The 26,551-nt window shown below is 66.8% G+C and carries 29 protein-coding genes; 9 read left to right on the top strand and 20 right to left on the bottom strand.

Annotated features, from left to right (window positions below; genetic code table 11):
* Positions 1 to 232: 232 nt before the first annotated feature.
* Complete coding sequence (locus JKF87_RS15925; RefSeq protein ID WP_201100879.1) at positions 233 to 1,477, bottom strand: aspartate kinase; 1,245 nt, start codon at positions 1,475 to 1,477, stop codon at positions 233 to 235.
* A gap of 131 nt (positions 1,478 to 1,608) precedes the next feature.
* On the opposite strand from JKF87_RS15925, the gene ubiG reads away from it, so the two are divergent.
* Together ubiG and JKF87_RS15915 are read left to right on the top strand one after the other, a co-directional pair.
* Positions 1,609 to 2,427 (top strand): bifunctional 2-polyprenyl-6-hydroxyphenol methylase/3-demethylubiquinol 3-O-methyltransferase UbiG, encoded by an 819-nt coding sequence (gene ubiG, locus JKF87_RS15920; RefSeq protein ID WP_201100878.1) that lies wholly within the window; start codon positions 1,609 to 1,611, stop codon positions 2,425 to 2,427.
* A complete protein-coding gene (locus JKF87_RS15915; RefSeq protein ID WP_201100877.1) occupies positions 2,424 to 2,963 on the top strand; it encodes an AAA family ATPase in 540 nt (179 codons plus the stop codon). The genes ubiG and JKF87_RS15915 overlap by 4 nt, the downstream gene beginning before the upstream one ends.
* On the opposite strand, the gene JKF87_RS15910 is transcribed toward JKF87_RS15915, so the two are convergent.
* The 7 genes from JKF87_RS15910 to JKF87_RS15880 form a co-directional block, all read right to left on the bottom strand.
* A complete protein-coding gene (locus tag JKF87_RS15910; protein WP_307418223.1) occupies positions 2,947 to 3,480 on the bottom strand; it encodes a GNAT family N-acetyltransferase in 534 nt (177 codons plus the stop codon). The two genes, JKF87_RS15915 and JKF87_RS15910, sit on opposite strands and share 17 nt — an antisense overlap.
* Entirely contained in the window at positions 3,435 to 3,899 is a 465-nt protein-coding gene (locus JKF87_RS15905) for a DUF6265 family protein (protein WP_201100876.1), read from the bottom strand. Before JKF87_RS15905 ends, JKF87_RS15910 begins: the two co-directional genes overlap by 46 nt.
* 31 nt (positions 3,900 to 3,930) lie before the next feature.
* On the bottom strand, positions 3,931 to 4,767 hold the full coding sequence (locus JKF87_RS15900; protein WP_201100875.1) for an AraC family transcriptional regulator: 837 nt from the start codon (positions 4,765 to 4,767) through the stop codon (positions 3,931 to 3,933).
* 2 nt (positions 4,768 to 4,769) lie between these two features.
* Positions 4,770 to 5,204 carry a DUF1178 family protein gene (locus tag JKF87_RS15895; protein WP_201100874.1) on the bottom strand — a complete coding sequence of 145 codons (435 nt, stop codon included), beginning with the start codon at positions 5,202 to 5,204 and terminating at the stop codon, positions 4,770 to 4,772.
* A complete protein-coding gene (locus JKF87_RS15890) occupies positions 5,201 to 6,055 on the bottom strand; it encodes a carbon-nitrogen hydrolase family protein (protein ID WP_201100873.1) in 855 nt (284 codons plus the stop codon). Before JKF87_RS15890 ends, JKF87_RS15895 begins: the two co-directional genes overlap by 4 nt.
* Positions 6,056 to 6,057: 2 nt before the next feature.
* Positions 6,058 to 6,315 (bottom strand): glutaredoxin 3, encoded by a 258-nt coding sequence (gene grxC / locus JKF87_RS15885; protein ID WP_201100872.1) that lies wholly within the window; start codon positions 6,313 to 6,315, stop codon positions 6,058 to 6,060.
* 62 nt (positions 6,316 to 6,377) lie between these two features.
* A complete protein-coding gene (locus JKF87_RS15880) occupies positions 6,378 to 7,184 on the bottom strand; it encodes a ComF family protein (RefSeq protein ID WP_201100871.1) in 807 nt (268 codons plus the stop codon).
* On the opposite strand from JKF87_RS15880, the gene JKF87_RS15875 reads away from it, so the two are divergent.
* A complete protein-coding gene (locus JKF87_RS15875) occupies positions 7,183 to 8,082 on the top strand; it encodes a class I SAM-dependent methyltransferase (RefSeq protein ID WP_201100870.1) in 900 nt (299 codons plus the stop codon). The two genes, JKF87_RS15880 and JKF87_RS15875, sit on opposite strands and share 2 nt — an antisense overlap.
* A gap of 2 nt (positions 8,083 to 8,084) precedes the next feature.
* Here the strand turns inward: JKF87_RS15875 and JKF87_RS15870 are convergent, their stop codons facing one another.
* From JKF87_RS15870 to JKF87_RS15855, 4 genes are read right to left on the bottom strand one after another with little or no spacing between them, the layout of a single operon-like run.
* Entirely contained in the window at positions 8,085 to 8,267 is a 183-nt protein-coding gene (locus tag JKF87_RS15870) for a Flp family type IVb pilin (protein ID WP_201100869.1), read from the bottom strand.
* Positions 8,268 to 8,291: 24 nt separating this feature from the next.
* Entirely contained in the window at positions 8,292 to 8,708 is a 417-nt protein-coding gene (locus JKF87_RS15865; RefSeq protein WP_201100868.1) for a (deoxy)nucleoside triphosphate pyrophosphohydrolase, read from the bottom strand.
* Positions 8,705 to 10,102, bottom strand: a complete 1,398-nt coding sequence (argJ, locus tag JKF87_RS15860; RefSeq protein WP_201100867.1) for a bifunctional glutamate N-acetyltransferase/amino-acid acetyltransferase ArgJ — start codon at positions 10,100 to 10,102, stop codon at positions 8,705 to 8,707. Before argJ ends, JKF87_RS15865 begins: the two co-directional genes overlap by 4 nt.
* Position 10,103: 1 nt before the next feature.
* Positions 10,104 to 11,057 carry a peptidylprolyl isomerase gene (locus JKF87_RS15855; RefSeq protein ID WP_236261443.1) on the bottom strand — a complete coding sequence of 318 codons (954 nt, stop codon included), beginning with the start codon at positions 11,055 to 11,057 and terminating at the stop codon, positions 10,104 to 10,106.
* Between the two features lie 245 nt (positions 11,058 to 11,302).
* Between JKF87_RS15855 and secA the strand changes: the two genes are divergently transcribed.
* Both secA and JKF87_RS15845 read left to right on the top strand, forming a co-directional pair.
* Positions 11,303 to 14,152 carry a preprotein translocase subunit SecA gene (secA, locus tag JKF87_RS15850; RefSeq protein ID WP_201100866.1) on the top strand — a complete coding sequence of 950 codons (2,850 nt, stop codon included), beginning with the start codon at positions 11,303 to 11,305 and terminating at the stop codon, positions 14,150 to 14,152.
* Between the two features lie 76 nt (positions 14,153 to 14,228).
* Positions 14,229 to 15,389: an aminotransferase class V-fold PLP-dependent enzyme gene (locus JKF87_RS15845; RefSeq protein WP_201100865.1), complete on the top strand. Its 1,161-nt coding sequence runs from the start codon at positions 14,229 to 14,231 to the stop codon at positions 15,387 to 15,389.
* Here the strand turns inward: JKF87_RS15845 and JKF87_RS15840 are convergent.
* Positions 15,386 to 16,414, bottom strand: coding sequence for a hypothetical protein (locus tag JKF87_RS15840; protein WP_236261449.1), 1,029 nt, complete (start codon positions 16,412 to 16,414; stop codon positions 15,386 to 15,388). The two genes, JKF87_RS15845 and JKF87_RS15840, sit on opposite strands and share 4 nt — an antisense overlap.
* 68 nt (positions 16,415 to 16,482) lie before the next feature.
* Complete coding sequence (gene obgE / locus JKF87_RS15835; protein WP_201100864.1) at positions 16,483 to 17,529, bottom strand: GTPase ObgE; 1,047 nt, start codon at positions 17,527 to 17,529, stop codon at positions 16,483 to 16,485.
* Between the two features lie 87 nt (positions 17,530 to 17,616).
* On the opposite strand from obgE, the gene JKF87_RS15830 reads away from it, so the two are divergent.
* The gene (locus tag JKF87_RS15830) at positions 17,617 to 18,417 is read left to right on the top strand and encodes a hypothetical protein (protein WP_201100863.1); all 801 of its coding nucleotides are present in this window, start codon (positions 17,617 to 17,619) and stop codon (positions 18,415 to 18,417) included.
* Between the two features lie 28 nt (positions 18,418 to 18,445).
* Here the strand turns inward: JKF87_RS15830 and JKF87_RS15825 are convergent, their stop codons facing one another.
* The 5 genes from JKF87_RS15825 to nepR all read right to left on the bottom strand — a co-directional run bounded on the left by JKF87_RS15825 (position 18,446) and on the right by nepR (position 22,802).
* Positions 18,446 to 19,900 (bottom strand): NAD-dependent succinate-semialdehyde dehydrogenase, encoded by a 1,455-nt coding sequence (locus JKF87_RS15825; RefSeq protein ID WP_201100862.1) that lies wholly within the window; start codon positions 19,898 to 19,900, stop codon positions 18,446 to 18,448.
* Positions 19,901 to 19,990: 90 nt separating this feature from the next.
* Positions 19,991 to 20,128, bottom strand: coding sequence for an entericidin A/B family lipoprotein (locus JKF87_RS15820; protein ID WP_201100861.1), 138 nt, complete (start codon positions 20,126 to 20,128; stop codon positions 19,991 to 19,993).
* Positions 20,129 to 20,175: 47 nt separating this feature from the next.
* Positions 20,176 to 21,867, bottom strand: coding sequence for a sensor histidine kinase PhyK (phyK, locus tag JKF87_RS15815; protein ID WP_201100860.1), 1,692 nt, complete (start codon positions 21,865 to 21,867; stop codon positions 20,176 to 20,178).
* Between the two features lie 123 nt (positions 21,868 to 21,990).
* A complete protein-coding gene (locus tag JKF87_RS15810; RefSeq protein ID WP_201100859.1) occupies positions 21,991 to 22,602 on the bottom strand; it encodes a sigma-70 family RNA polymerase sigma factor in 612 nt (203 codons plus the stop codon).
* Positions 22,599 to 22,802, bottom strand: coding sequence for an anti-sigma T factor NepR (nepR, locus tag JKF87_RS15805; RefSeq protein WP_201100858.1), 204 nt, complete (start codon positions 22,800 to 22,802; stop codon positions 22,599 to 22,601). Before nepR ends, JKF87_RS15810 begins: the two co-directional genes overlap by 4 nt.
* Before the next feature lie 199 nt (positions 22,803 to 23,001).
* Here nepR and phyR point away from each other — a divergent pair, with 199 nt between their 5' ends.
* The 3 genes from phyR (at position 23,002) to JKF87_RS15790 (ending at position 25,572) form a co-directional block, all read left to right on the top strand.
* On the top strand, positions 23,002 to 23,796 hold the full coding sequence (gene phyR, locus JKF87_RS15800; protein WP_201100857.1) for an anti-anti sigma factor/receiver protein PhyR: 795 nt from the start codon (positions 23,002 to 23,004) through the stop codon (positions 23,794 to 23,796).
* A 328-nt stretch (positions 23,797 to 24,124) separates the two neighbouring features.
* The gene (locus tag JKF87_RS15795) at positions 24,125 to 25,144 is read left to right on the top strand and encodes an NADP-dependent oxidoreductase (protein ID WP_201100856.1); all 1,020 of its coding nucleotides are present in this window, start codon (positions 24,125 to 24,127) and stop codon (positions 25,142 to 25,144) included.
* 20 nt (positions 25,145 to 25,164) lie between these two features.
* Positions 25,165 to 25,572, top strand: coding sequence for a hotdog family protein (locus tag JKF87_RS15790; RefSeq protein WP_201100855.1), 408 nt, complete (start codon positions 25,165 to 25,167; stop codon positions 25,570 to 25,572).
* 60 nt (positions 25,573 to 25,632) lie between these two features.
* On the opposite strand, the gene JKF87_RS15785 is transcribed toward JKF87_RS15790, so the two are convergent.
* On the bottom strand, positions 25,633 to 26,412 hold the full coding sequence (locus JKF87_RS15785; protein WP_201100854.1) for a SapC family protein: 780 nt from the start codon (positions 26,410 to 26,412) through the stop codon (positions 25,633 to 25,635).
* Positions 26,413 to 26,551: the final 139 nt, after the last annotated feature.

Genomic DNA, 26,551 nt, shown 5'->3' with positions numbered 1-26,551 from the left:
CCGCGCTTCGGCGCCGAGGCGCCCGCTGTCCGTCATATCATAGCGCGCCGAAGTTGCGGCGCGCCTCCCATCAAGACGCCGCAGCGTCCGCCCGAACCTAGAGCCTGATCCGCAGAGATGGAATCGCTGCGCGATTCCGTCGATGCGGTGAATCAGGCTCCAGATTTATGCGAGAGCATGATTCACGCTTCTGTCGGAACCGCGAAGCGGCGCCGTCAAAAACGATCATGCTCTAGACCGCGTCCAGACCGTAGGCCGAATGTAGGGCGCGCACGGCCAATTCGGCATAGGCGGCGTCGATCAAAACGCTGATTTTGATTTCTGAGGTCGAAATCGCTTGGAATTTCACGCCCTTGTCGGCCAGCGCCTGGAACATCAGCTGGGCGACGCCTGCGTGGCTGCGCATGCCGACGCCGACGACGGACACCTTGGCCACGTCTTCATCGACGCGGATTTCCTCGAAGCTGAGCTGCTCCTTGGCGGCGGTCATCAGTTCGGCGGCGCGCACGGCGTCGCGGCGGCCGGTCGTGAAGGTCAGGTTGACCGTGCCCGCAGTGCGGGCCTGGCTCTGGACGATCATGTCGACATTGACGTTGGCCTCGGCCAGACGGGTGAAGACGTCGGCGGGCGCGTCCACACGGTCGGCCAGACCCAGCAGGGTGATGCGGGCTTCGTCACGGCTCATGGTCACACCGGACACGATGCGTTTCTCCAAGATCTCCTCCTCGTCGCAGATCAGGGTTCCGCCCTTGTCGGGCATGACGCCATTAGCGTCGGGTTCAATAAAGCTGGACAGCACGCGCACCGGCACCTGCTTGGCCATGGCCAGTTCGACCGAGCGGGTCTGCAGCACCTTGGCGCCCAGGGACGCCATCTCCAGCATCTCCTCGTAGGAGACCTTGTTCAGGCGCCGCGCGCGGCTTTCGATGCGCGGGTCGGTCGTATAGACGCCGTCCACGTCGGTGTAGATGTCGCAGGGCGCGCCGATGGCGGCGGCGACGGCGACGGCCGAGGTGTCGGAGCCGCCCCGGCCCAGGGTGGTGATCTTGCCGTCGGTCGTGACGCCCTGGAAACCGGGGACGATGGCGATCTCGCCGGAATCGACGGCGGCAGCCAGCTTCTCACCGGGAATGTCGATGATGCGGGCGCGGGCGTGGGCGTCGTCGGTGATGATCGGCACCTGCCAGCCCATCCACGAGCGCGCGTTCAGACCCATGTTGCGCAGGGTGATGGCCAGCAGGCCGGACGTGACCTGTTCGCCCGAGGCGACCACCACGTCATATTCGTCGTCGCTCAGCGGCAGGCCGGCGGCGGCAGGGCCTGCGCCGTCGGTCCAGGCGACCAGTTCATTGGTCTTGCCCGCCATGGCCGAGACGACCACGGCGACCTTCTTGCCCGAAGCGGCTTCGGCAGCGATGATCCGGGCGGCGCGACGGATGCGCTCCAGGTCGCCCATCGAGGTGCCGCCGAATTTCATCACCAACCGTTTGGTCTCGCCGCCCGCTGCGACAGGCTGCGTTGTCTCTGGTCGTGAAGAATTAGGCCGCGTCATCGTGGCGATCCGCCCCCTGCTTGCGTGAGAAGCCGCGAAGGTCCATCCCTCGCGTCATGACCGCTTCTAACGGCGCCGCCCCGTCTCGCCTACCCCGTGAAGGGCATGGTTTTTCGCAAAATTCGCCTGAGGGCGCGTTTGGCGCATCGATTGACCCTGCCGACGTCGCTCGGTTCTCGGCCCAGGCGGCCGAATGGTGGGACGCGCATGGCCCCTTCGCCCCGCTGCACCGGTTCAATCCGGCGCGTCTGAAACTGATCCGCGAGCAGCTTTGCGCGCGTCTGGGCCGCGATCCGAAGGCGCGCAGCCCCTTCGAGGGGCTGACCTTGCTCGACGTCGGCTGCGGCGGCGGCCTGATCGCCGAGCCGATGCGGCGCATGGGCTTCACCGTCATGGCGGTGGACGCCTCGTCCGAGAATATCGGCACCGCCCGCGCCCACGCCGACATGGTGGGTCTGGACATCGCCTATCGCGCCGCCACCGTCGAACAGATCGAGGGCGAGGGCGTCGGTCCCTTCGACGTGGTGCTGACGATGGAGGTGATCGAACACGTCGCCGACCCAGAGGCCTTCGTTCGCGCCTGTTCGCGGCTGGTGAAGCCGGACGGCGTCATGATGGTGGCCACCCTGAACCGCACCCTGAAGTCGCTGGCTCTGGGCAAGATCGCCGCCGAATACATCCTGCGCTGGGTGCCTGCCGGAACCCACGACTGGCGTCAGTTCCTCAAGCCCGACGAAATCCGCCAGATGCTGTCGCAGGAGCCTGTAACGGTCGAAGGCCCGTACGGCCTCAACTACGACCCGCTGAACGACCGCTGGAGCCAGACCGACGACGCGGGCATCAACTATATGATGGTGGTCACGCCCGGATCATGACCGGCGTTGTCGTCACCGGCGGGCCGGGGTCGGGCAAGACCACCTTGATCGAGGCGCTTGCTGCTGCGGGACATCATGTCCAGTCGGAAGCCGGGCGGGCCGTCATTCGCCGCCAGACGGTCATCGACGGGCAGGCGCTGCCCTGGCGCGACCGGACCCTGTTTGCGGAACTGATGCTGGACCACGATCTTGAGGCGCACGGGGCGTCAGCTTCCTCGCCTGAGGTCGTGTTCCATGACCGGGGCCTGCCTGATGTGGTGGGCTATCTGGAATTGTGCGGTTTGCCGCCGCCGCATCATCTGCTGACAGCGGCGCGGGAGTTCAGGTATGCGCGACGTGTCTTCATCGCGCCGGTCTGGCCCGAGATATTCGGCCAAGACGCGGAACGTCGTCAGGATCTGGATGAGGCGCGCCGCACCCATGACGTCATGCGCGCAGTCTATCCCCGTTTTGGCTATGAGTTGATCGAGTTGCCCCAGGCCTCGGTCGAGGCCCGGGTCGCCTTCATCCTGGAGCAGGTCAGGCCAGAGGTCTGACCATATAGCGGGCGTCGTCGCCGTAGCTGGCCAGTTTCTCGGCCATGCCTTCGGCCTCGACCAGTTCGAAGCCATGACGGCTCCAGAAACGGGCGGCGTCGTTGACGGCGACCAGGGCGATGGCGGGCCAGCCGTCCTCTGTCGCCTGTTCGGCCAGGCGTTCGACGATGGCCCCGGTGACCCCGCCGCCGCGCGCCTCGGGGTGAAGCGCCAGATCGTGCAGATAGATCAGGGTCGGCTCGGCGGGCAGGCCCTCGATCACCGTGTTCAGCGGCGGGGCCGAGGCGTCGCGCCACGGATAGGCGATCAGATAGCCTTTGGCCGGACCGTCGTCGGCCAGAACGAAACAGCCGCGCGGATAAAGGGCCAGCCGGTTTTCGAAACAGGCCTGGTCCTCGAAATGATCGGGAAAAGACACGCGGGCCACATTGACCACGGCCTCGATGTCGTCGGGCCGCATGGGGCGCCAGTTCAGGCCGGACAGCGGCTGTTCAGCTCCGCCTTGTTGAATCGCCACCTTACAGTCCTCGTCTCGCCGCCGATCTCGCCCTCGATCCGGGCGGACAGCACATCACCGTCGCGTTCATAGACGATCCGCTTGGGAAAGTCGTCGTCCGCCGCCTGCTCGAAAACGACGCGGCGGTCGCTTGAGGCGACGACGGGGAAGACGGTCACGGGCTGGCCGTCCGGCTGGGCGAAATAGGCGAAGGGCGCGTCCGGCGCTGGCCCGACAGGGGCGATGCGCGACTGTTCATAACCGACGCGGCCGTCCCGCACCGTCACGGTCATGCCGGTCATCAGCGACAGACGCGGATCGGTCCAGACCTCGGACACCTCGCGGCCGGGATCGCAGGCCAGCCAGTAGCCGGACATCCAGCCCAGGTCGGGCCGCGTCTCGGCCTGCAGGGCGGCGCTCATCATCAGGACCGTCAGCATGGTCGTGTCTCCCCTCGTTCCGGCTCCGGTCCTACAACGAGGTGCCGTGCTGCGGCTTGTAGGTTTGCGACGCGATGACGCGGGCCAGCTCGTGCTGCTCGCGCGCCCAGTCGGTGGCGGTGCAGCCCAGAAAGCGGCGGAAATCTCGCGCCATCTGCGGCTGGTCGAAATATCCGGCCTCCAGCCCCGCCTCCAGCCAGTTCAGCGCCTCGGCCGGGTGGGCCGCGTGGTCGAAAATGCGGCGGAACCGAAAGATTGAACGCAGCAGGCGCGGCGATACGCCGACCCTGTCGGTGAACCGGCGTTGCAGGGCGCGCTGTTCGCTGGGCGCGCGAACGGGGGCGGGTTGTTCGGCGGCCGCGGCCTGCACTTCGGCGCGGACCAGCGGGTTGATGGTCCAGTCCGCCCCGCGTCTCTGATCCTCCAGCCATGAAACAAAGGCGGCGGCCTGACCGGCGGGATCGCCCGGCGGCGGGGCGAATCCGGCCAGCCGCTCGACCATGTCCAGACGCCGGTCGGTCGCATCGCTCAGCGGGCAACCCAGAAATCCTCGCGCCCCGTCCGGCTCGAAGCGGATGGCGGCCAGTTCGGTCGGGCCTGTCGGGTGCATGACCAGGGGCCGGGTCATCTGACCGGCGAACAGGGCGGACGGCTGCAGCCGAAACGTCCCGTCCGCATCCTGTTCGGCATAGGGCGCGCCCAGATCGAAGATCAGCTCGGGACAGCCATCCGGTGCGATCCGCTGGATGGTCGGCGAGGGATTTGGCGCGGCATAGGTCCAGATCACACGGACGAAGGGACGCAGGGCCGCGGGCGGCGCGAACTCCTGATAGCGATCTTCTGATCTCGCCGCCTCCCCCGAGGTCATGATCAGTTGACCTTGGACGGGTCCGGCGGGGCGTCAGGCAGGGCCGAGACGGGCACCCCGTCCTCCTTCAGCTTCTTGACCTCGGCGGGCGTGGCCTCGCCATAGATTTCGCGCTTCTCGGACTTGCCTTCGTGGATGTCGCGGGCCTCGCGGGCGAAGCTGTCGCCGACATAGTCGAAGTTGGCCTCGACATGGGCGCGCACCTCGCGGGCGGCCTCCATCATCATCGACTGCACCTTGGACGCCACATCGGGCGCAGGGCCGGACTTCTTCGTGCCGCTGATAGACGGGGCCATGACGGCCTTCTCAACCGCGCGAGAGCCGCAGAACGGACACTCCACCAATCCGCGGGCGGCCTGATCGTCATAGTCGGAAGACGAACCGAACCAGGCTTCGAAGCCGTGAGTCTGGTCGCATTTCAGGGCGTATCGGATCATGAAACGGGCAGGAAATCGCGGTCGTGGGTCAGGGCGGGCACGGCTGAACGCGCTTTGCCCACCGCCTCCATGTTCAGCTTCGCCGTCACGATGCAAGGCTCGTCATGATCGGCCTTGGCGATGATTTCGCCCCAGGGACCGACGATGGTGGAGCGGCCCCAGGTCCGTCGACCGTCCTCGTGCAGCCCACCCTGGGCCGGGGCCAGGACGAAGGCGCCCGTCTCGATGGCGCGGGCGCGCAGCAAAGTCTCCCAGTGGGCCTCGCCGGTCGGTACGGTGAAGGCGGCGGGCACGGCGATCATCGACGCCCCGGCCTTGGCCAGCTGGCGATGCAGGTGGGGAAAACGGATGTCGTAGCAGATGGTCAGGCCCAGACGACCCCACGGCGTGTCCGCCACGACCGCCCCGTCGCCGGGACGCACCGTGGCGCTTTCGCGATAGGTCTCGCCATTGGGCAGATCGACGTCAAAGACGTGCAGTTTGTCATACCGCGCCGTGATCGCCCCCGTCGGATCGACCAGCAGCGACCGGTTGGCCGCCCGGTCGTCGCCGGCCCCGTCCTGCCCGGTTCGCCCGGAGCGGACGATGGCCGACCCGATCAGCAGCCAGACGCCCAGCTCCGCCGCCAGGCGACGCAGGCCCAGCACGGCGACATCGGCGTCCTCTTCGCTCAGCACGCTGGCCCGCAGGTCGCGGCGCTGCTCCAGGACATTGGTCCCTTCCGGCGTCAGGATGAACTTCGCCCCGCCCGCCGCCGCCTCACGGATCAGGGGCTCGACATGCGCCAGCCCTCCCGCCGCCGTCGCCGGCGTGCGGGTCTGGATCAGGGCGATGTCGAGCCCGTTGCCCATGGTCAGGCGGCCAGCAGCGGGTCGAGCCTGCCGTCGCGGTCCAGCGCATGGATGTCGTCGGAACCGCCGACGTGCTGGTCGTTGATGAAGATCTGCGGGAAGGTCATGGCCCCGCCCGCGCGTTCGACCATCTCGGCCTTTTTCGCGGGGTCGTTGGACGCCACGATCTCGGTGTAATCGACGCCCTTCTTCTTCAGCAGCGACATGGCGCTGAAGCAGTAGGGGCAGCCGGGCTTGGTGTAGATGACGACGTCGGCCAATGCAGCACTCCAGGATTACAGGTCGTCGCCGACGGGCGGGTCCGCCGACGGGTGTTGAACACCTACATAGTCAGATCGCGGGCGTTTCGCACCCTTGCGATGACGGCCAGATCAACGGCCCGCGCGTCGGCGTCGAGCAGGGCGCGGGCGCAGGCCTCTGCGGTCGCGCCTGTGGTCAGCACATCGTCGATCAGAAGGATGCGCCGCCCCTTGATCCGACGCCGCCCCGCCTCGGTGACCGCGAAGGCCTTCTTGACGTTCAGGCGACGGCCCCGGCGGCTCTTTCCGCCCTGGGTCTGGGTGTGGCTGGTGCGGATCAGACTGTCGGGCAGATAGTCCAGCCTGCAGGTCCGCGCCAAAGGCCGGGCGATCTCGGCGGCCTGATTGAACCGGCGCGACAGCAGCCGCATCGGGTGCAGGGGGACGGGAATTACGGCGTCGGCGTCTGCCGTCAGTTCGGCGGCGGCGCGGCCGATCCAGCGCGCGAACAGGGGGGCGAACTGCTGCTGGTCGCCGTGCTTGTATCGCAGGATCAGCCCGCGAGAGGCGTCGTCATAGACGCAAGCCGCCCGCGCCCGGTCGAAGGCGTAGGGCAGGGTGACGCAGGCGGCGCAGCGGTCCTCGGCGAAGTCGCCGCCGTCGAACTCGAACGCCGCCCCGCAGCCGTCGCAGACCGGGGCCTCCAGAAAGACGATCCGGCTCCAGGCGTCGGGCGTCAGGCCCGCCGCCGCCGTGGCTTCGCGGCTGTCGTGGGCCATCGGCGGCAGGATCAGGTCGGCCAGACCGCGCCCGGTGGTGCGGCCAAAGCGCAGCAACTGGGACCTGGCCCCTTCCCAGGCCGCGCGCCAGACCCCATCCTGTGCGTCCATGACTTCCCCCACGCCTTCCTCTTCCGGCCCGCCGCAGATCTTCGACGTGCGTCGTCGACAAGCCCGCCTGTCGCGCGCAACCCCCCGGTTCCGCAGCGCAGACTTCCTTCACGCCCGCGCCGCTGACAATGCGGCCGAAAGCCTGGCCGCCATCCTGCGCGACTTTCCTGTCGCCGTCGATCTGTCCGCCCATTCCGGCCCCTTCGCCGAGGCGGTGTCGATCAGCGACGCCGCGCCCCGCGTCGGTCCGATCCTGACGCCGACGACGCAGGCCCAACGCGCGGCCCCGGGCGCAGACGCCCTGCCGCTGGGCGATGAATCCGCCGATCTGATCGTGTCCCTGCTCAGCTTGCACTGGGCCAACGACCTGCCCGGCGCCCTGGCCCAGATCAAACGGGCGCTGAAGCCGGACGGCCTGTTCATCGGCACCCTGTTCGGGGCGGGCACCCTGAAGGAGTTGCGCGGCGTCCTGACCGAGGCCGAACTGTCCGAGCGCGGGGGCGCCCAGGCGCGGGTTTCGCCCTTCGCAGACGGCTATGACGGCGCGGCCCTGCTGCAGCGGATCGGTTTCGCCCTGCCGGTGTCGGATGTGGATCGGTTCACCGTCCGTTATCCCGACCTGTTCGCCCTGATCCGCGATCTGCGTGCGATGGGCGAGACGAATGTGCTGCACGGCCCGATCCGGCCTCTGACCCGCAGCGTCGTCGCCAAGGCCGCCGCCCTCTATGCGGAGCGCTACGCCGACGCGGACGGGCGCATTCCGGCGACCTTCGAGATCGTGCATCTGGCGGGGTGGAAACCGCATGAAAGCCAGCAGAAACCGCTGGAGCGGGGATCAGCCAAGACCCGTCTGGCCGACGCCCTGGGCGTTCGCGAGCACAACGGCCTCGAACCCTGAGATCAGCCCTTGCTGATGGCCTCGGTGATGGCGGTGATGGCGGTGTTGAACACGGTCGTGGCGGCATTGCCGAAGGCGACCACCGAACCGATGATGACCAGGAAGATCAGGGCGCAGATCAGGCCGTATTCAATGGCGGTTGCGCCGCTGTCGTCGCGGTGGAAGCGGGCGATGAAACGTCTCATGGCCGGCCTCCCTGGTCGGCGGTTTCAGAGCAGGTCGCGCAACCAGGCGACCAGAGGTTCGTCCGCCGGGGGCATGGGATAGTCCGAAAGCCTGTTCGGTTTCACCCAGGCCAGAGCGTCGTGTTCACGGGCCGTGACCACGCCGTTCCAGCGCCGACACAGGTACAGTGGCATCAATAGGTGAAATGAATCGTAAGCGTGGCTGGCGAAAACGAACGGGGCCAGACAGGCCTCGTTGACGTCGATGCCCAACTCCTCGTGCAGTTCCCTGATCAGGGCGGCCTCGGGGCGTTCGCCGGGCTCGACCTTGCCGCCCGGAAACTCCCACAGACCGGCCAGCTTCTTGCCCTCGGGCCGTTTGGCGATCAGCACCCGGCCATCGACATCGACCAGGGCGACGGCGACAACCAGAACGGTAGGCAGGACGGCGGCGTCGGTCATGAGCGGTAGTCGCCGTTGATCTCGATATAGCCCTTGGTCAGGTCGCAGGTCCAAACCGTCGCCGACGCCCGGCCTGAACCCACATCGACGGTGATGTCGATCTCGGGATTCTTCATATAGGCGGTCATCTTGGCCTCGTCATAGGTCGGGGACGGGGCGCCGTCGATGGCGGCCTCGTGCGGGCCGAACCAGATGGCCAGATGGTCGCGGTCGACCGGCTCCTCGGTCTTGCCGACCGCCATGACGACCCGGCCCCAGTTGGCGTCTTGCCCGGCGATGGCGGTCTTGACCAGGGGACTGTCGGCGATCGACTTGGCCAGTTTGCGGGCCGAGGCGGGGGAGGCGGCGCCGTCCACCGTCACCTTGACGAACTTGGTCGCACCCTCGCCGTCGCGCACCAGTTGGTGCGCCAGATCCAGCATCACCTTGTCCAACGCCGCCGAGAAGCTCTTCAGGCGGCGGTCGCCCACGCGCCCGATGCGCGGCGCGCCCGATGTCCCGGTGGCGAACAGCAGGGCCGTGTCATTGGTCGAGGTGTCGCCGTCCACGGTCACCGAGTTGAAGGTGGTGCGGACGTGCAGGCCCAGCAGCGCCTGCAGCACATTGGGATGGATGTCGGCGTCGGTGACGATGAAGGCCAGCATGGTCGCCATGTCCGGCGCGATCATGCCCGACCCCTTGGCGATCCCGGCGATGCGGACTTTGTAGCCCTCGATCTCGGCCTCGGCGTAGGAGCCCTTGGGGAAGGTGTCGGTGGTCATGATGCCGCGACCGGCCTTGGCCCAGGCGTCGGAATCCAGCCCCTGTTCGACCTCGGGCAGTTTGGCGATGATCTTCTTTTCGTCCAGCACCACGCCGATCACTCCGGTCGAGGCCAGCATGACGTCGCGCTGGCGGCAGCCGAAGCGTTTGGCGACCTCCGAGGCGGTGCGGCGCGCCGCATCGGCCCCGGCCTTGCCGGTGAAGGCGTTGGCGCAGCCGGCGTTGACCACCAGGGCGCGCACATCCTTGCCGCCTTCGGCCGATCCCAGCTGTTTCTTGCACCAGTCGACCGGCGCCGAGCCGATCTTGTGGCGGGTGAAGACCCCGGCGCAGCTGGTGCCGCGCGCAAAGCGGAACACCACCAGATCGTCGCGCTCATGTTTGTAGAAGCCCGCGCGGGCGGTGGCGATCTCGACCCCGCCGATGGGCGGAATGGCGGGGAAGGGCACGGCCAGGGGCGAAATCGCCAGACCGGGCTTTCCGGCGGCGGGAGCGGGCGCCGCGGCGGGCGCGTCCGATCCGGGGCGCGTCGCGCGTTTCAGCGCCGTGGCGAACGGATCCAGCGCCTTCTCCAGCGCTTGTTCCAGGGCCTGTTCGATCTTGTGGCCGGTCTTGGAGGGGGGCTTGGTCATGTCAGGCGGCCGGTGCGGGGGTGTTGGTCGGGTTGGAGGTCTGGTCGGGCGCCTGGCTGGCTCCCTGGGCGGAGGCGGGTTCCTGACCCTGGCGCGCGCCGTCACCGGGCAGCAGGACATTCACCTTGGCCTTGTTGCGAAGCTGCTCCAGCAACTGTCGCACCCCCTCATAGGTCAGATAGCGGACAATTTGCGGACGCGCCTGCTCCAGCGTGGGCGGGTTCTCCTTGCGGCGGTCCTCGACCCGCAGCACGGCCCAGCCGCCTTCGGTCTGGAACGGGCCGACTGTGGAGCCGGCCGGTTTGTCGCGAAGGGCGCTGGCGTAGGCCTGCGGCATGACGTCCAGCGTCGAATAGCCCAGATCGCCGCCGGAAAAGCGCGTCGCCTCGTCCACCGAACGCTCCATCGCCACGGCCTCGAAACTGGCGCCCTGACCCAGAATCCCGATTACGGCGTCGGCCTCGGTCTTTGTGCGGGACAGGATCAGGCGGACGCGGATCTCTTCCGAGGTCTTCGCCAGCCGAAGCTGCTCATTATAGAGGTTCTGCACCGCCTGGTCGGAAATGGCGCCGTTGACCACGCTTTCGACCAGCATGTCGCCCAGGATGCGTTCGCGGGTCGCCTCCAGGCGGCGCTGGGCCAGCGGCGAATCGTCCAGACGGCGGCGTTCGGCCTCCTTGGCCAGCAGTTTCTGGTCGATGACCTCGTCCAGAACGCGCCGGAACAGGTCCGATGTCACGTCCAGCGGCTCGCCTTCGCCGATCAGGCCCTGCGCCACCGCCTCGCGTTTCACGTCCGAGGCCCAGATGGTTTCCGACTGGACCTTGGCCACCGCCCGGTCGCCCGGTTCAGGCGCGCGATCCGCGCCACCCGTGCGATTGCAGGCTGAAACCGCCAGTGTCGCCGCCACAAGCGCCACGGTCAGGGTGCTGAAGGGCCGCCGGAATGGGGTCAATGGGGCGCTCCGTCGAAGGCGGCCGAAAGCCCCTCGCGTTGACAGGGGTTAGGGCGGTGCTTAAGTCCCGGCTGCGCCCAAGTCGAGGGGTTTTGATCGTCTGCGCGGCCCTTCGCGCGCGCCAGCTTGCGGCGCTCCGGGGCCGCCATCGGTTCGGGCCTCTCTTGAAGCGCCCCTATCGCCGCCCCTAACGGGATTTCAGAGCCGCCCAGCTCGCAGACGCTCGACCGCTTACCGGATCCAACATGCTCGGCTTCGCCAAGAAACTTTTCGGCTCTTCCAACGACCGCAAGGTCAAGGCCTTCCAGGACCACGCCCAGCGCATCAATGCGTTGGAGCCGAAGTTCGCGGCCCTGTCCGACGACGAACTGCGCATGATGACGGACGCCTTCCGCGACCGTCTGGCCAATGGCGAAACCCTGGACAAGATCCTGCCCGAAGCCTTCGCCGTCGTGCGCGAAGCCTCCAAGCGGGTGCTGGGCCAGCGTCAGTATGACGTGCAGCTGGCCGGCGGCATGATCCTGAACGAAGGCGGCATTGCTGAAATGCGCACCGGCGAGGGCAAGACCCTGGTCGCCGTGGCCCCCGTCTATCTGAACGCCCTGCCGGGCAAGGGCGTGCACGTTATCACCGTGAACGACTATCTGGCCCGCCGCGACGCCGAGACGATGGGCAAGGTCTATCGTTTCCTGGGTCTGGAGGTCGGCGTGATCGTCAACGGCCTGAGCCAGGGCCAGCGCCAGCAGGCCTACAACGCCGACGTCACCTACGGCACCAACAACGAATTCGGTTTCGACTATCTGCGCGACAACCTGGTCTATGACCGCCGCGAGATGGTGCAGCGCCCGCACAACTTCGCCATCGTCGATGAAGTCGACTCGATCCTGATCGACGAGGCGCGCACGCCCCTGATCATCTCGGGCCCGACCGAAGACCGTTCGGACCTCTATAAAATCCTCGACGGCCTGATCAAGGAGCTGATCAAGGACAAGGACACCTTCGAACTGGACGAGAAGCAGAAACAGGTTCTGCTGACCGAACTGGGCTCCGAGCGGATCGAAGAGGCGCTGGAGCGCGGCGGGCATTTCGCCGCCGACACCACCGGCCTGTACGACGCCGCCAACATCAGCCTGGTCCACCACTCCAACCAGGCCCTGCGCGCCAACACCCTGTACCAGCGCGACAAGGACTACATCATCAAGGACGGCGAGATCGTCCTGATCGACGAGTTCACGGGCCGCATGATGACGGGCCGCCGCCTGTCCGAAGGTCTGCACCAGGCCATCGAGGCCAAGGAGGACGTCAAGATCCAGCCCGAGAACCAGACCCTGGCCTCGGTGACGATCCAGAACTACTTCCGCCTGTACGACAAACTGTCGGGCATGACCGGCACGGCGGCGACCGAGGCCCAGGAATTCGGCGACATCTACAAGATGGACGTGCTGGAGGTGCCGACCAACCGGCCGATCCAGCGCAAGGACTACGACGACGAAGTCTATCGCACCCACGACGAGAAGAACCAGGCGATCGCCAAACAGATCGCCGAATGCCACCTGGCGGGCCAGCCCATCCTGGTCGGCACCGTGTCGATCGAGCGTTCGGAGCAGCTGTCGGACCTGCTGAACCGCTACGAGCACAAGGTCGAGGTCTCGCGCACCCTGAAGAAGGAATATGCGGGCAAGGCCAAGGAAGCCGAGAAGATCGGCGACGCCGCCTATGACATCACCTACGAGACCAAGCTGCGGGGCATCCCGCACAGCGTCCTGAACGCGCGCCAGCACGAACAGGAAGCCTATATCGTCGCTGACGCGGGCCTGCCCGGCTCGGTGACCATCGCCACCAACATGGCGGGCCGCGGCACCGACATCCAGCTCGGGGGCAACCTCGAGATGAAGATGCAGAAGTGGCTGCTGGAGCAACGCAATCTGGCGGTCGAAGTCACTCACGAGATGGAAGTCGCCAAGGAGGCCGAGTTCAAGGCCGAGATCGCGGTCCTGAAGGAACAGGCGATGGCGGCGGGCGGCCTGTTCGTCCTGGGCACCGAGCGCCACGAAAGCCGCCGCATCGACAACCAGCTGCGCGGCCGCACCGGCCGTCAGGGCGACCCCGGCACCTCGAAATTCTATCTGTCCTGCGAGGACGACCTGCTGCGCATCTTCGCCGGTGATCGTCTGGACTCGATCATGAAGACCTTCGGCGTGGCGCCGGGCGAGGCCATCACCCACCCCTGGCTGAACCGCGCCATCGAAACCGCCCAGAAGCGCGTCGAGACCCGCAACTACGACATCCGCAAGAACCTGCTGAAATACGACGACGTCGTGAACGACCAGCGCAAGGCCGTGTTCGAGCAGCGCCAGGAGTTCATGGATTCCGAGGACCTGTCGGAACTGGTCGGCGATTTCCGCCGCGACGTGGTCTCCGACCTGGTCGAGCGTTACATGCCGCCCAAGGCCTACGCCGAGCAGTGGGACATCGACGGCCTGGACGAACGCGTCCGCTCGACCCTGGGTCTGGAACTGCCGCTGCATGACTGGGCCGCCGAGGAAGGCGTGTCCAACGAAGAGATCGAGGAGCGTCTTCTGGCCGCCGCCGACGCCCGCGCCGCCGAACGTCTGGAACAGATCGGCGCCGACCAGACGCGCGGTCTGGAAAAGCAGTTCATGCTGCAGATGATCGACATGCAGTGGCGCGAGCACCTGGTCCATCTGGACCATCTGCGCGGCGTCATCGGTCTGCGCGGCTATGGCCAGCGCGACCCGCTGAACGAGTACAAGACCGAAGCCTTCAACCTGTTTGAAAGCCTGCTCTACGACCTGCGCCACAACGTCACCCGCTGGCTGATGACGGTCGAGTTCCGCTTCCAGGCGCCGCCTGAAATGCCCGAGTTCCAGGAAATCCACCTGAACCCCGGCACCGGCGAAAACGAGATGCTGAACCCGCAGGCGCAGAACCCTGAGGGCACGCTGATCGGTGACGAGCGTTCACGCCTGCCCATCGACGCCCTGCCTGCCGGGTGGGAAGTCACCGGCCGCAACGCCCCTTGCCCCTGCGGCTCGGGCCGTAAGTTCAAGCACTGCCACGGGGCCTTGGTCTAAGCGGGGCGCCGCGCGCGGGCGCTATCGCTCGCCGCGCACCAATGACAGTAGGCTGCGCTAAGGGCTAAGAAGAGGGATGATCCACAAGTCCCTCTTCTCCCGCGCCCTGTCGCTGGCCCCGGAGCGGCTGCATTTCGCCGCCCACAGTCATCATCTGTGGCCTGACATCAGTTTCGAGGCTCAGCAGCAGGCCTGGATCGACGCCAACATCCATGCCGACAACAAATGGGATCTGTTGTTCGGCCAGGTGATCCCGCAGGCGCAGGCGAATGTCGCGAAGGAACTGGGCCTGCCGTCGCCGGACAGTCTGGTCTTTTCGTCCAACACCCACGATTTCCTGCTGCGTCTGTTCTCTGGGTTCGAGAAGAAGCCCGTCCGCATTCTGGCGACGGACGGCGAGTTCCACTCGTTCCGCCGACAAGCCGAGCGCTGGCAGGAGGCGGGCGAGGCGGTGGTCACCCGCATCCCGCTGGCGCCCTTCGACACCTTTGCCGACCGGTTCGTCGCTGCGGCGCGTGAAGCTCAGCATGACTGGATCATGGTCAGCCAGGTCTTCTTCCGCACCGGCGGCCTGTTCGACCGAATCGAGGACCTGGCCGATCTGGCGCGGCCCGAGGGACCCTGGGTGCTGGTTGACGGCTATCACGGCTTCATGGCCGTCCCGACGGACCTGTCGGCAGTGGCGGACCGCATTTTCTATGTCGCAGGCGGCTACAAGTACGCCATGGCGGGCGAGGGGGCCTGTTTCCTGCACGCGCCGCCCGGCTTCTGCCCTCGCCCTGTCGTCACAGGCTGGTTTGCGGAGTTCGGCGATCTGTCCGGTCCGCCGGGAGGGGTTCAGTATCGTTCTGACGGTGGCCGTTTCTGGGGCGCGACCTTCGACTGTTCGGCCCTGTACCGTTTCAACGCCGTGCGCGGGATGCTGGCGGATCAGGGCCTGACGACCGCCGATGTCGCCGCCCATGCCCGCGCCCTGGCGCAGCAGTTCCAGACCGCCGTCCAGTCGGGACAGGCCGGCGTGTTGGACCAAGCTGAAATCCTCAATCCCGTGGATGCTGACGCGCCGCGCGCCCGCTTCCTGGCCTTGCGCCACGCTGACGCCAAGACCTGGCAGGCGCGCCTGCTTGAGGCCGACATCGTCACTGACGTGCGCGACGATGTGATCCGCTTCGGCTTCGGCCTCTATCAGGACGAGGCGGACGTGGAGCGCCTGATCGCCGCCTGTCGAGCCCTCTAATAGAAGGTCGTATCGTCCTGCTTCTGGGCCTGCGGGGCATGGCGTGTCGTCGCGGGCGGACGCGGCCGAGGTTGTGAAGGCGCAGGCGGCCGGGCCTGAGGCTGGGACTGAGGACGAAACTGCGGCTGCGGTGCTGGTGGCGCGAACGGGCCAGGCAGAGGTTCGGGACGGGCCAGCGGATAGGGCGCATAGGGCTCGGACGGCGCTGCGGCAGGCGGCGGCGTGGGCGACAGTTTGGGATAGGGCAGGGCGCCGTCATCGGCGGGCTGGACCGGCTCGATCTGCAGGGGCTCCTCGACCGGGTTGATCGCCTCGTCATCCGGCGCTGGCTGGCCCACGCGGTCGGGCGCGCTCAGATCATCGCGCAGGGCGGGCCAGGACCGGCTGTCGACGCAGGCGCAGGCCTTGAGGAAGCCCTGTCGGTCGCGCCACAGGATCAGCGGATAGGTCACCCGCACACCCGCCTGTTTCAGCAGCAGGCTTAACTGCTCATCGAACTGGCGGCTGGCGTCCACGACCGCCGTGCGGGCCAGATTGCCGTCCGCCTGGGGCACGCCCGCCGCCGTCCAGCTGCGAGACGGGGTGGCCATCCAGCGTTGATGCAGCATCCAGTCGCGGCTCAGCCACAGTTCGGCGACCGTGGCCCGTTCCGCCGCCGTGGACTGGGCCAGACCCTCGCGGTCGGCGCGGGCGAACACGATGTAACGAACCTCGACGCCCGCTGCCCTCAGCTTGGCCGCCTCTTCGCGCTCGTAACGCTGGGCCGAGCCGCTGTCGCGATAGCTGACGATATAGACGGCCTTGCCGCCTGCCCCGTCAGACACCCACGAGGCCTCGTCCAGCAGCCGTTGAATCTGCGCCTGATTGCGGTTGATCGTCACCGGCTGGAAGCGCGCATGGAAATGCCAGTAGGCCCAGTAGGCGCCGCCCGCGAGCAGCAGGCCGATCAGGGCGGCGGCGGCTGATCCTATGAAAAAGCGACGCATCAGGGCCGAACGCTCCAGCTTCACCTCGGACGAGGCCAAGCCATAGCATCGAAAATCGCCGCCTGCTCGGGCGGGCGGCGATTTCTGATTTCAGGGCGGACGGCGGATCAGGGCTGCCAGCCGGTGACCTGACCGGCTTCGCTTTCCTCGGCCAGGGCGCCGCGCGTCTTCTTCACCTCGGCCCAGGCGGCGCGCAGCAAGGCGGGGACGCCCTCGCCCGAGACGCCGGAGACCAGCATGGGGCGGCGGCCGGCGACGGCCTGCAGTTGGGCGGCCTTTTCCTCGCGCTCTTCAGGCGACAGGGCGTCGATCTTGTTCAGGGCCAGGATCTCGGCCTTGTCGCCCAGGCCTTCGCCATAGGCTTCCAGTTCGCCGCGAATGACATGATAGGCGGCGACCACGTCATCCTGAGTGCCGTCGATCAGGTGGATCAGGCTGGCCGACCGCTCGACGTGGCCCAGGAAGCGCGTGCCCAGGCCTGCGCCTTCGCTGGCGCCTTCGATCAAGCCGGGGATGTCGGCGATGACGAACCGCTCGGACGGCGACAGGTCCACCATGCCCAGGTTCGGCGTCAGGGTGGTGAAGGGATAGTCGGCGACCTTGGGCCGTGCGGCGCTGGCGGCGGACAGGAAGGTCGACTTGCCCGCATTGGGCAGACCCGCCAGACCGATGTCGGCGATCAGCTTCAGGCGCAGCCAGATCCAGCGCTCCTGACCTTCCTGGCCCGGATTGGCGTGGGTCGGCGCCTGGTTGATCGGCCCCTTGAAGCGCACATTGCCCCAGCCGCCGTTGCCGCCCTTCAGCAGCATCTCGATCTTGCCGGGCTTATCCAGGTCCAGCAGGACGGTTTCCTTGTCTTCGTCCAGCACCTGGGTGCCGACGGGCACCTTAAGATGGATGTCGTCGCCCTTGCCGCCGTGCATCTGGCGGCCCTGGCCGTGGTGGCCGGTCTGGGCCTTGAAATGCTGCTGGTAGCGATAGTCGATCAGGGTGTTCAGCCCCTCGACCGCCTCGATCCAGACGTCGCCGCCCTTGCCGCCGTCGCCGCCGTCGGGGCCGCCGTTGGGAATGAATTTCTCGCGTCGGAACGACACGGAGCCCGCGCCGCCATTGCCGGAACGGATGTAGATTTTTGCCTGGTCGAGGAACTTCATCGCGGGCTTATGCCAAAAGACCGAGGCGAGGGCGAGGCGTAGCGTAATTCACAGGTCATTAAGCGGTGCGGTCCAGACTCTTCGCCCATGAACGTCTCGTCCGCCGCATCCCTGGTCAATGTCCTGGCCGAAGGCCGCGCCCAGCGCGAAAAGGCCGCCCAGGATCGCACCGAGACCAAGCTGCGTGACGCCCGGTCGGCGGTGGCGACGCTGAAACACATGAACTCGGCCTCCTCCAGCCAGGCGTCGGAACAGCGCAAGGCCGCCGCCAAACAGAAGGTGGATCAGATCAAGGCCCGCCTGCGGATGTTGCAGATGAGCGGTTCGGTCGATCCCAAGGTGCTGGCCCAACTGGCGCGCGAGCTGAAGTCTGCGGTCAAGGGCTACACCGGCGCAGGCGGCTCTGTTGGTGATCTGGGGGCGACGCCCGCCCCGGCGTCCGCGACCGCCTCATCGCCAGATGCCGCGTCAGCTCAGGCCGCATCGGGCGACGGCGCCGAGGCGGGGGCCAACGCCCAGAACGCCCAGACGACATCGGCTGAGCCCGACGAGAAAACCGGCGACGGCGACAAGGAGGCCGCGGCCAACCCGGCGGACCCGCGCGCCGAAACCAATCCCTACAAGCGCATGGCCCAGGAGGCCGAGGTCAGGTTCGCCGAGGCCGCGCGCCACGGTGAGGCCGCCAAGGCCGACCGCGAGTTTCTGTCGGACGTCCGTAACCTGGCCAACCGCATCAAGAGCCTGGCCAAGTCGGCGGCTGCGGCCAAGGCGGATCCGGCCAAGCAACGCGACGGCGTCGAGGCGGAAAAAGCCGCCGCCGAGGCCCTGAAACAGGTCGAGGACGCGGCCAAGGATCTGGGTGCGCCGGGTATCTCCCTGACCGTCTGAGACGCCCGGATTCTGGTCTGAAATGCGCCTATTTCAGCGCCAGGGTCACCGTCTTGATGTCCACATATTCGTCGATGCCGTGGATCGAGCCTTCGCGGCCATAGCCGGACTGCTTGACCCCGCCGAACGGGGCCACGGCGGTGGAGATCAGGCCGGTGTTGACCCCGCACATCCCCGCCTCGATCCCGCGCGAAAACCGCATGGCCCGGTCCAGGTCGCGGGTGAACAGATAGGACGCCAACCCGAACTCGCTGGCGTTGGCCTTCTCCAGCGCCTCGTCTTCGGTGTCGAAGGCGAAGACGGGGATCATCGGGCCAAAGGTCTCTTCCTCACGGAACAGTTCGTCGTCGCCGCCCAGGGTCACCGTCGGCTGGAAGAAACGCCCGCCCAGTTCATGGCGTGATCCGCCGGTCAGCACCTTGCCGCCATCGGCCCTGACCGCCGCGACGTGCTTCTCGACCTTGTCGATGGCCTTTTCCTCGATCAGCGGGCCGACCTTGACGCCTTCGTCGAAGGCGGCGCCGACCTTGATCCTGGCCACCTCGGCGGCCAGCTTTTCGGCATAGGCCTCGGCGACCGCACGTTCGACATAGACGCGGTTGGGGCAGACGCAGGTCTGGCCGGAGTTCCTGAACTTGCCCTTGATGGTTTCGGCGACCGCCAGATCCAGATCGGCGTCGGCGAAGACGATCAGGGGCGCGGCGCCGCCCAACTCCATCGACACCCGCTTCAGCGTCGGGGCGCACTGTTCGGCCAGCTTGCGGCCCACGCCGGTCGAGCCGGTGAAGCTCAGCTTGCGGATCAGGGGACTGTCGGTCAGCACCTTGCCGATGGTCGCGGCGTCGCCCGTCACGATGGACAGGGCGCCCTTGGGCAGTCCTGCCTGATAGGCCAGTTCCGCCAGGGCGATGGCGGTGAAGGGGGTCTGGCTGGCGGGCTTGACCACGGCGGTGCAGCCTGCGGCGAAGGCCGGGCCCAGCTTGCGCGTCAGCATGGCGGCGGGGAAGTTCCACGGCGTGATCAGGGCGCACGGCCCGATCGCCTCGCGATAGGTCAGGATCAGATGGCCCAGGGGGCTGTCCTGCGTCTCGCCGATCAGCCGCTCGGCCTGACCGGCGAACCATTTCAGGAAGCTGTTGGCGTAGGCGACCTCGCCCTTGGCCTCTTCGAACGGCTTGCCGTTCTCCAGCGCCATCAGGGCGCCCAGACCTTCGGTGTTCTCATCGATCAAGGCGGCCCAGGCGCGTAGGAAGGCTGCGCGCTTGTGCGGATCGGAACGGGACCAGTCGGTGAAGGCGTCGGCGGCGGCCTGGATGGCGGCCTCGGTTTCCTTGGCGCCCAGATCGGGGACGTGGCCGATGATGTCGCCGGTCGCCGGATCGTCCACGGCGATGCCGCCGCCCTTCGCAGGGATCGGTTCTCCAGCGATCAGGGCGTGCTGTTTCAGCAGGGCGAGGCCGGCGTTGCGGGCGGTCTGGTTCACAGCGATCTCCTGAGGCGGTCTTGAAACGAACAAGGCCCCGACGGAGCGGGGCCTTGCAAGCGTCTTTGGCGCGGCGAGGCCGCGTGCGGATTAGTTCTTGGCGTCCTGGGCGGCGCCGGTGACGGCGTGGCCGGCGGCGGCGGTGTCGCGGCCCACGCCTTCAACCGTGTTGCAGGCGGCGGTGGTCAGGGCTGCGGCGGCGGCGACCAGAATAAAGATCTTGCGCATGGGTGTCTCTCCAGATTGCCGACGTCGAGGGGCGTCGGTTCGCTGGTCTAACGCGACGCTTTGGCGGCGGTTCCGGCCTTGTCGGTCGGATCGTTGGGCGTCAGGGCCTCAGGGGTCACAAAGGTCATGCGGGCGATGGCGCCGCCTGACGGCGCCTCGACGATTTCGGCCTCGCCGCGCAGCTGTTTGGCGAAGGCCCCCATCAGGGTGCGGCCCACCCCGGCCTCTGCGATCCCGGCGGCGCCGGGACCGTCGTCCTCGACCTCCAGCAGGCTGGTGTCGCCATTGACCTTGAAGCGGACTTTGAGTTCGCCGCCGCGCCCGGCGAAGGCGTGTTTCTGAGCGTTGGTCACCGCCTCGACCAGCCACAGGGCCAGGGGCGCCAGCTTGTCCGGGTCGACAAACAGGCTGTCGGCCTCCACCGAACTGGTGACCAAGGGGCCGCGCCCCGCCTCGCTGGCGATCAACTGGCCGACCAGTTCGGTCAGGAAGACCTTGGCGTCGGCGTGGCGGATGTCCTCGCTCTGGTAAAGGGTGCGATAGATCAGGGCCAGGGCTGAAATCCGCTGGCGCGTATCCCCCAGCGCAGCCTTGGCCGGGGCGTCCGTCAGGGCGCGCTGCTGCATCGACAGCAGGGACGAGATGATCTGCAGGTTGTTCTTCACCCGGTGGTGGATCTCGCGCATCAGCGCGTCCTTTTCCGCCAGCGAGGCATTCAGTTCGATGTCGCGCTCGGTGATGGCCTCGGCCATCTCGTCCAGGGTCTTGGCCATGACGCGGATTTCGGACGGAGCATTCATCGCCTGCAGCGGACGCACCGAGAACCGGCCCTTGGCGTAGATGGCTGCGACCCGCTCCAGATAGTCCAGCCAGCGGATGAAGATGCGCTCCGACAACAGCATCACCGCCGCAAACGCCGTCAGCCAGGCGCCCAGGGGCAAGAGCAGGGTGCTGATCGGATTGAGCCGCGCCCAGGACAGCAGGACGGGTGCGGGGGCGGACAGCAGGGCGTACAGGTCGCCGCCGGCCAGGGGCGCCGCGGAATAATCACGCCGGTGCCCGCCGGTGTCCCTGGCCTCGAACACCGACGAGCCGTGTTCGCTGGCGCGTTTGATCCAACTGCCGACCTTGCCGCTCTGGTTCAGGACGAAGGCCTCAGGATTGCTGGCGACCAGAAGCCGTCCCGTGGAATCGGCGATGGCGGCGTCGGAACCTGCGGGCAGGGCGCGGTCATGGGTGTTCGGCTGCAGGACTGACAGCGGAATGACCGCCGCCATGGCGCCGTCGAACGCGCCCATCGGCCGTTCCGCGCGGATGGCGATGATCAGCGCGGCCTGATAGCCGGAACTGGCGGGCGCTCGCTCCACCACCAGGCTTTCGCCGCCTTTCAGTCGCCGGAACCAGGGGGCTTCGGACGCGGGGGCCACGTCCGACCTTGCGCCGTCGCTGCGGCCGGAGGCGCAGATGGCCTGTCCCCCTGCGTTCAGCCTGTAAAGGCCTTCATAGCCCTCAAGCTGGTTCACCAGGGCGGTCAGGCGGGAAGCGCAGTAGGGGCCCATCGCGTCCGGCGCCAGGGCGCGCAGCAGGATATGGGCGCTGTCCAACTGCGCCTTGGCGTTGTCGGCGGAACGTTCGGCGGCCAGTTGCAGTCCGACCTGCCGGTCCTGCGCCTGTTGCCGAAAGTCGGCCTGCGTCTGGATCAGGCTCAGGATGAAGATCGGCAGCAGGGCGGCCGCCATCGCGACGCCCAGTCGAAACCGGATGCCCTGGAATCGTTCGGAACCCCGGCCGCGTGAAAACTCCGGCGTTCGCCGTTGGACGTTTCCGTGCCCCGACGACTTCGCGTTCACGGACAATGAGGTCTAGCCACGCGCGCCGCTTAGGCGGTCGGCTTCTCCCAGAATGCTGCGCATGGCGTCGCCCGCCGCCTTGCCGTCACGGTCATAGCCGCCCCGTTCCAGCGTGGCCTGAAGGGCGCGGCGCGCACGGCTGACGCGGCTCTTGACCGTGCCGACGGCGCATCCGCAGATCTCGGCCGCCTCTTCGTAGGCGAAGCCGCCGGCACCCACCAGAATCAGGGCTTCGCGCTGTTCTTCGGGCAGGGTTTTCAGGGCCTGACGCAATTCGTCCAGGGCGACCGGGGCTTCCGGGTCGTCGACGGCGACTAGGGTGCGTTCGGCGGCTTCCTGGTCCAGTTGCGACTGGCGCCACGACCGGCGCTTTTCGGAATAGAACTGGTTGCGCAGGATCATGAAGGTCCAGGCCTTCATGTTTGTGCCCATCTGATAGCTGGCGCGGGCGTCCCAGGCCTTCATCATGGCGTCCTGCGCCAGATCGTCGGCGGCTGTCGGATCGCCGGTCAGGGTTCGGGCGAAGGCCCGCAGATGCGGAATCAGCGCGACAAGCTCATGTTTGAAGGCGTTATCGTCCGCCGACGGAGGCTTGGGCGCAGCGCCCAGGCGCGAGGTGCTCATGCGGCGCCCCCAGACGAGCGTTCATCGGCTCGTCGCAAGATGTCGAGAAACTCGTCCGGAACCGGCTCATTCACCACTTCATCGAACATATGACGCAGCTTCACCCCGATGGCCTGCTGGCGCAGTCGGGCTTCTTCGAGCACCACCTCATCATGCTCGTCGACGTCCGTGCGCCGCGAAGTCTCAGTAGAATCAATCATAGACAGAACACCGCCCACCCAACTGCAGTGCAGAAATGCAGCAGGCTTAACGCCCGCCACCCTGCACGGTTCCGCATCAATCGCTTTTAATGCTCAAGCTTCTCTGATGATATGGAACCGTGCCGTGTCCAATACGTTTCTGTTCGCTGTAGCGCTTTCTCGCGGATCGAGAGGGCCGATTAGTCGGGGAAAAACCGGAATGAGCCTTCTGGCTAGACTTGCGCCTCACCTGCCTTACGTCCGCCGTTACGCGCGGGCGCTAACCGGCGATCAGGCGACGGGCGATAATTATGTACGCGTAGCGCTTGAGGCCCTGGCGGCTGGCGAACAGCAGCTGTCTCCCGAAATGACGCCGCGCGTCGCCCTGTATCACGTCTTCCACACCATCTGGTCCGCCACAGGCGCTCAGTTGGAAGACAAGGGACCGACCGAAGGCCGCGACGATGCGTCCCGCCGCCTGCTGCTGATCGCGCCGCGTTCGCGTCAGGCCTTCCTTCTGACTGCGCTGGAAGGCTTCACCCCTTCCGAAGCCGCCCAGATCCTGGGCGCTGACCCGCGTGATGTTGAACGTCTGATCGCCGACGCCCAATCCGACATCGACGCCGAACTGGCCACGGACGTCCTGGTCATCGAAGACGAGGCCATCATCTCGGCCGACATCCAAAGCCTGGTGAAGGAGCTGGGCCACCGCGTGACCGGCGCCGCCACCACCCACGACGAAGCCATCGAGGCCGTGGCCCGCCATCGTCCGGGTTTGGTCCTGGCCGACATTCAACTGGCCGATGGTTCGTCGGGCATTGATGCGGTCAAGGAGATTCTCAAGGACTTCGATGTCCCCGTCATCTTCATCACCGCCTTCCCCGAGCGGTTGCTGACCGGCGAACGGCCTGAGCCGACCTTCCTGATCACCAAACCCTTCCAGCCGGAAACGGTGAAGGCGGCGATCAGCCAGGCGCTGTTCTTCCACCCGTCGCGCCAGCGCGAAGCCGCATAAGGCGACACCTCGATCATATTGCGAAAGCCCCGTCCCCTTCGGCGACGGGGCTTTTTCATGCGTCTCACCCAAATGATCCGGCATGGGTTCGAAAAAAGCGTATGCGCCGGGGAACCAGTGTTCTGACGCCTCGTTATCGGTCTGCGGAGGCGGCGACGCCCCCCCGACTTGAGATTGGCGACAGCCAATCTGTCGCCTCCGCGCCTCATTCTCGATGATGCCACTTCAAGGCGGCCCGCTTGGGTCGCCTTTTTCTTTGCGTGTCGTCTCGACCCTGTGGTGCGGGCGGGCCAAGGTGGCGGTTGGGAGAAACGTGCGGAGAAGCCTGATGGCCGGCATGAACAGACAATGGGTGCTGCGACAGCGCCCCAAGGGCTTGATCAAAAAGGGCGATCTGGAGCTGGTGGAGAGCCCGATCCCGGATTTGAAGGAATCGGAGGTTCTGGTTCGGACCATCTATCTGTCGCTGGACCCGACCAACCGCACATGGATGAATGATTCCGAAGGCTATCTGCCGCCGGTCGCCCTGGGCGAGGTCATGCGCGGCCTGACGCTGGGGGTGGTGGAGGCGACGCGGTCGTCGCGGTTCCGTGTCGGCGACGTCGTATCACCCCTGTCGGGGGGTTGGGCGGACTACGCCGTGGTCAGGGAGCAGGCGCTGCGTCCGATCCACCGTGCGCCCGGCCTGCCGTTGACGGCCAATATGTCGGTTTTGGGCATGACGGGTCTGACGGCCTATTTCGGCGTGACCGACGTGCTCAAGGCCAAGGGAGGCGAGACCCTGGTGATATCGGCGGCGGCGGGCGCCGTCGGCTCGATCGCCGGTCAGATCGCCAAACAGCGCGGCTGCCGGGTCATCGGCATTGCAGGCGGACCGGAGAAATGCGCCTGGCTGACCGGCGAACTGGGGTTCGACGCGGCCATCGACTACAAGAACGAGGATGTGGGCGAGGCGCTGGACCGGCTGGCGCCGGACGGCGTGGATCTGAATTTCGAGAATGTCGGCGGCGACATCATGATCGCCGTCTTCAACCGGTTGAAGGTGCATGGCCGCATGGCGGTGTGTGGTCTGGTTTCGTCCTACAACGCCACCAAGGCGCCGCCGTCGCCGAATTTCGCGCGCATCATCACCCATCGGCTGGACGTGCAGGGCTTCCTGGTCCTGGACTACGCGCACCGCGCTCAGGAAATGGCTGCTGAAATGGCGCCCTGGCTGATCGATGGCCAGGTGAAGTGGAAGGTGCACGTGGATGACGGGCTGGAAGGGGCCGTCACTTCGCTGAACCGCTTGTTCACCGGCGATCACGACGGCAAGCTGCTGGTCCGCGTTTCCGAAGAACCGGCCTGACGCGAGAACTGAGAGACGCCATGAGCGACCCGTTGTTCGTCCATTTCGAAGACCTTGAGACCGGTCAGGTCGTGCCCCTTGGCGCCTGTGCGGTCGATCAGGAGGCGATGGACCTGTTCACCGAACGGTTCCAGCCCGGCTGGGACACCGCCTATGGGGCGCCGGACGCCATGGTCTATGTGCTGTGGAGCCGTCTGGCGGCGGACAAGGCGGCGCACTGGGCCCAGACCAAGGTGCTGGCCGTCGACGCCCTGCGCTATCTGCGCAATCCGCCCGCAGGCGAGCTGCTGCGCGGCCGCATGACCGTGATGGGCAAGGACCCGGTCGGCGACGAAAAGGGCATCGTCATCGCCTCTCATGACCTGCTGGATGAGGCGGGGCGGCTGGTTTTCTCGTGCCTGACGCGGGCGCTGTTTTCGCGCCGCTGAAATGAAAACGCCCCGCTGGTCGAACCAGCGGGGCGAAATCTTTTCAGGCCTTGAGACGTCTTAGTTGACGGTCGCGGCGGTCTGGTTGCGCACGAAGGCCAGGGCGATCAGACGATCCCAGCCCAGCAGCGACACCAGGTGGGCATAGATCTGGCCCAGGGCGCCGTTGTCGCGCAGTTCGGCCAGCTTTTCAGGCGACAGGGCGCGCAGCTTGTCTTCCGAAACGGCGTAGTATTCGGCGATCTTCTGCGGCTCGCCGGGGGCGCCGTTCTCGTCGCGCGGCGTGAACAGGGCTTCGCGCACGTCCAGCAGGTCCAGCTCGTTGACCAGCTTGACGAAAGACTCGGTGCGCAGGCGCTCCTGTTCGAAGTTGTTGCAGAACTCCATCGCCATGTTCGTGTAGTCGCTGGGCTGGCCATTGACGAACAGCGGGTTCTCGCCGCCCTCGGCGACGATGTCGGCGCCGCGATCGATGCACAGGATCAGGCGGCCGTTGGCCTTGTCGTCGGCGAAGACGAAGGGATAGCGGCGCACATAGGCGGGGATGTAGGCGTCGTGACGGAACACGCCTTCCGGCGACACGAACAGATTGTCGTTCTGGTTCAGGCCCATGACGGCGACCGGCTGGCGGCTCTCACCGACGAAGATCACGGGATAGGACAGGGCGGCGGCGGCGAACTCGGTCACCGTCAGCGGCACCACGTTCGTCTGGGCGACGAAGGCGTAAGGCTCGGCCTTGGCGTTGACGCCCAGGTTGCCGTGCTGGGCGGCGTCAAGCGGCTCCGGCTTGTTGTAGAATAGGACGTTGCCTTCGAGCGGCGATTGAGTGGTGTCGGTCATAAAAGGCCAGGACGCTCTAGAATGGGATGAAGCGGGCCTTCTAACGCAAGCCTGCCCCAGCGGCAAACGCCGTAACCTGAACCTTATCTGACGATATCGCGATGTAGGCGTTGACGCCCTGTGTTGCGGTGCGGGCGTT

The sequence above is a fragment of the Brevundimonas nasdae genome (assembly GCF_016654005.1).
GTDB classification, from domain to species: domain Bacteria; phylum Pseudomonadota; class Alphaproteobacteria; order Caulobacterales; family Caulobacteraceae; genus Brevundimonas; species Brevundimonas nasdae.
This window is presented reverse-complemented; position numbering and strand designations above follow the sequence as displayed.

Excerpts from the sequence above, each read along its gene's own strand:
- JKF87_RS15785 (WP_201100854.1), bottom strand. The coding sequence starts at position 26,412 with ATGACCGACACCACTCAATCGCCGCTCGAAGGCAACGTCCTATTCTAC.
- JKF87_RS15865 (WP_201100868.1), bottom strand. The coding sequence starts at position 8,708 with ATGACCGACGCCGCCGTCCTGCCTACCGTTCTGGTTGTCGCCGTCGCC.
- secA (WP_201100866.1), top strand. The coding sequence starts at position 11,303 with ATGCTCGGCTTCGCCAAGAAACTTTTCGGCTCTTCCAACGACCGCAAG.
- obgE (WP_201100864.1), bottom strand. The coding sequence starts at position 17,529 with ATGAAGTTCCTCGACCAGGCAAAAATCTACATCCGTTCCGGCAATGGC.
- phyR (WP_201100857.1), top strand. The coding sequence starts at position 23,002 with ATGAGCCTTCTGGCTAGACTTGCGCCTCACCTGCCTTACGTCCGCCGT.
- JKF87_RS15900 (WP_201100875.1), bottom strand. The coding sequence starts at position 4,767 with ATGACCTCGGGGGAGGCGGCGAGATCAGAAGATCGCTATCAGGAGTTC.
- JKF87_RS15905 (WP_201100876.1), bottom strand. The coding sequence starts at position 3,899 with ATGCTGACGGTCCTGATGATGAGCGCCGCCCTGCAGGCCGAGACGCGG.
- JKF87_RS15895 (WP_201100874.1), bottom strand. The coding sequence starts at position 5,204 with ATGATCCGATACGCCCTGAAATGCGACCAGACTCACGGCTTCGAAGCC.
- JKF87_RS15830 (WP_201100863.1), top strand. The coding sequence starts at position 17,617 with ATGAACGTCTCGTCCGCCGCATCCCTGGTCAATGTCCTGGCCGAAGGC.
- nepR (WP_201100858.1), bottom strand. The coding sequence starts at position 22,802 with ATGATTGATTCTACTGAGACTTCGCGGCGCACGGACGTCGACGAGCAT.
- JKF87_RS15795 (WP_201100856.1), top strand. The coding sequence starts at position 24,125 with ATGGCCGGCATGAACAGACAATGGGTGCTGCGACAGCGCCCCAAGGGC.
- JKF87_RS15915 (WP_201100877.1), top strand. The coding sequence starts at position 2,424 with ATGACCGGCGTTGTCGTCACCGGCGGGCCGGGGTCGGGCAAGACCACC.
- JKF87_RS15925 (WP_201100879.1), bottom strand. The coding sequence starts at position 1,477 with ATGAAATTCGGCGGCACCTCGATGGGCGACCTGGAGCGCATCCGTCGC.
- JKF87_RS15870 (WP_201100869.1), bottom strand. The coding sequence starts at position 8,267 with ATGAGACGTTTCATCGCCCGCTTCCACCGCGACGACAGCGGCGCAACC.
- JKF87_RS15810 (WP_201100859.1), bottom strand. The coding sequence starts at position 22,602 with ATGAGCACCTCGCGCCTGGGCGCTGCGCCCAAGCCTCCGTCGGCGGAC.
- phyK (WP_201100860.1), bottom strand. The coding sequence starts at position 21,867 with ATGGCGGCCGCCCTGCTGCCGATCTTCATCCTGAGCCTGATCCAGACG.
- JKF87_RS15890 (WP_201100873.1), bottom strand. The coding sequence starts at position 6,055 with ATGGGCAACGGGCTCGACATCGCCCTGATCCAGACCCGCACGCCGGCG.
- argJ (WP_201100867.1), bottom strand. The coding sequence starts at position 10,102 with ATGACCAAGCCCCCCTCCAAGACCGGCCACAAGATCGAACAGGCCCTG.
- JKF87_RS15820 (WP_201100861.1), bottom strand. The coding sequence starts at position 20,128 with ATGCGCAAGATCTTTATTCTGGTCGCCGCCGCCGCAGCCCTGACCACC.
- JKF87_RS15875 (WP_201100870.1), top strand. The coding sequence starts at position 7,183 with ATGACTTCCCCCACGCCTTCCTCTTCCGGCCCGCCGCAGATCTTCGAC.
- JKF87_RS15845 (WP_201100865.1), top strand. The coding sequence starts at position 14,229 with ATGATCCACAAGTCCCTCTTCTCCCGCGCCCTGTCGCTGGCCCCGGAG.
- JKF87_RS15880 (WP_201100871.1), bottom strand. The coding sequence starts at position 7,184 with ATGGACGCACAGGATGGGGTCTGGCGCGCGGCCTGGGAAGGGGCCAGG.
- ubiG (WP_201100878.1), top strand. The coding sequence starts at position 1,609 with ATGACCGCTTCTAACGGCGCCGCCCCGTCTCGCCTACCCCGTGAAGGG.
- JKF87_RS15790 (WP_201100855.1), top strand. The coding sequence starts at position 25,165 with ATGAGCGACCCGTTGTTCGTCCATTTCGAAGACCTTGAGACCGGTCAG.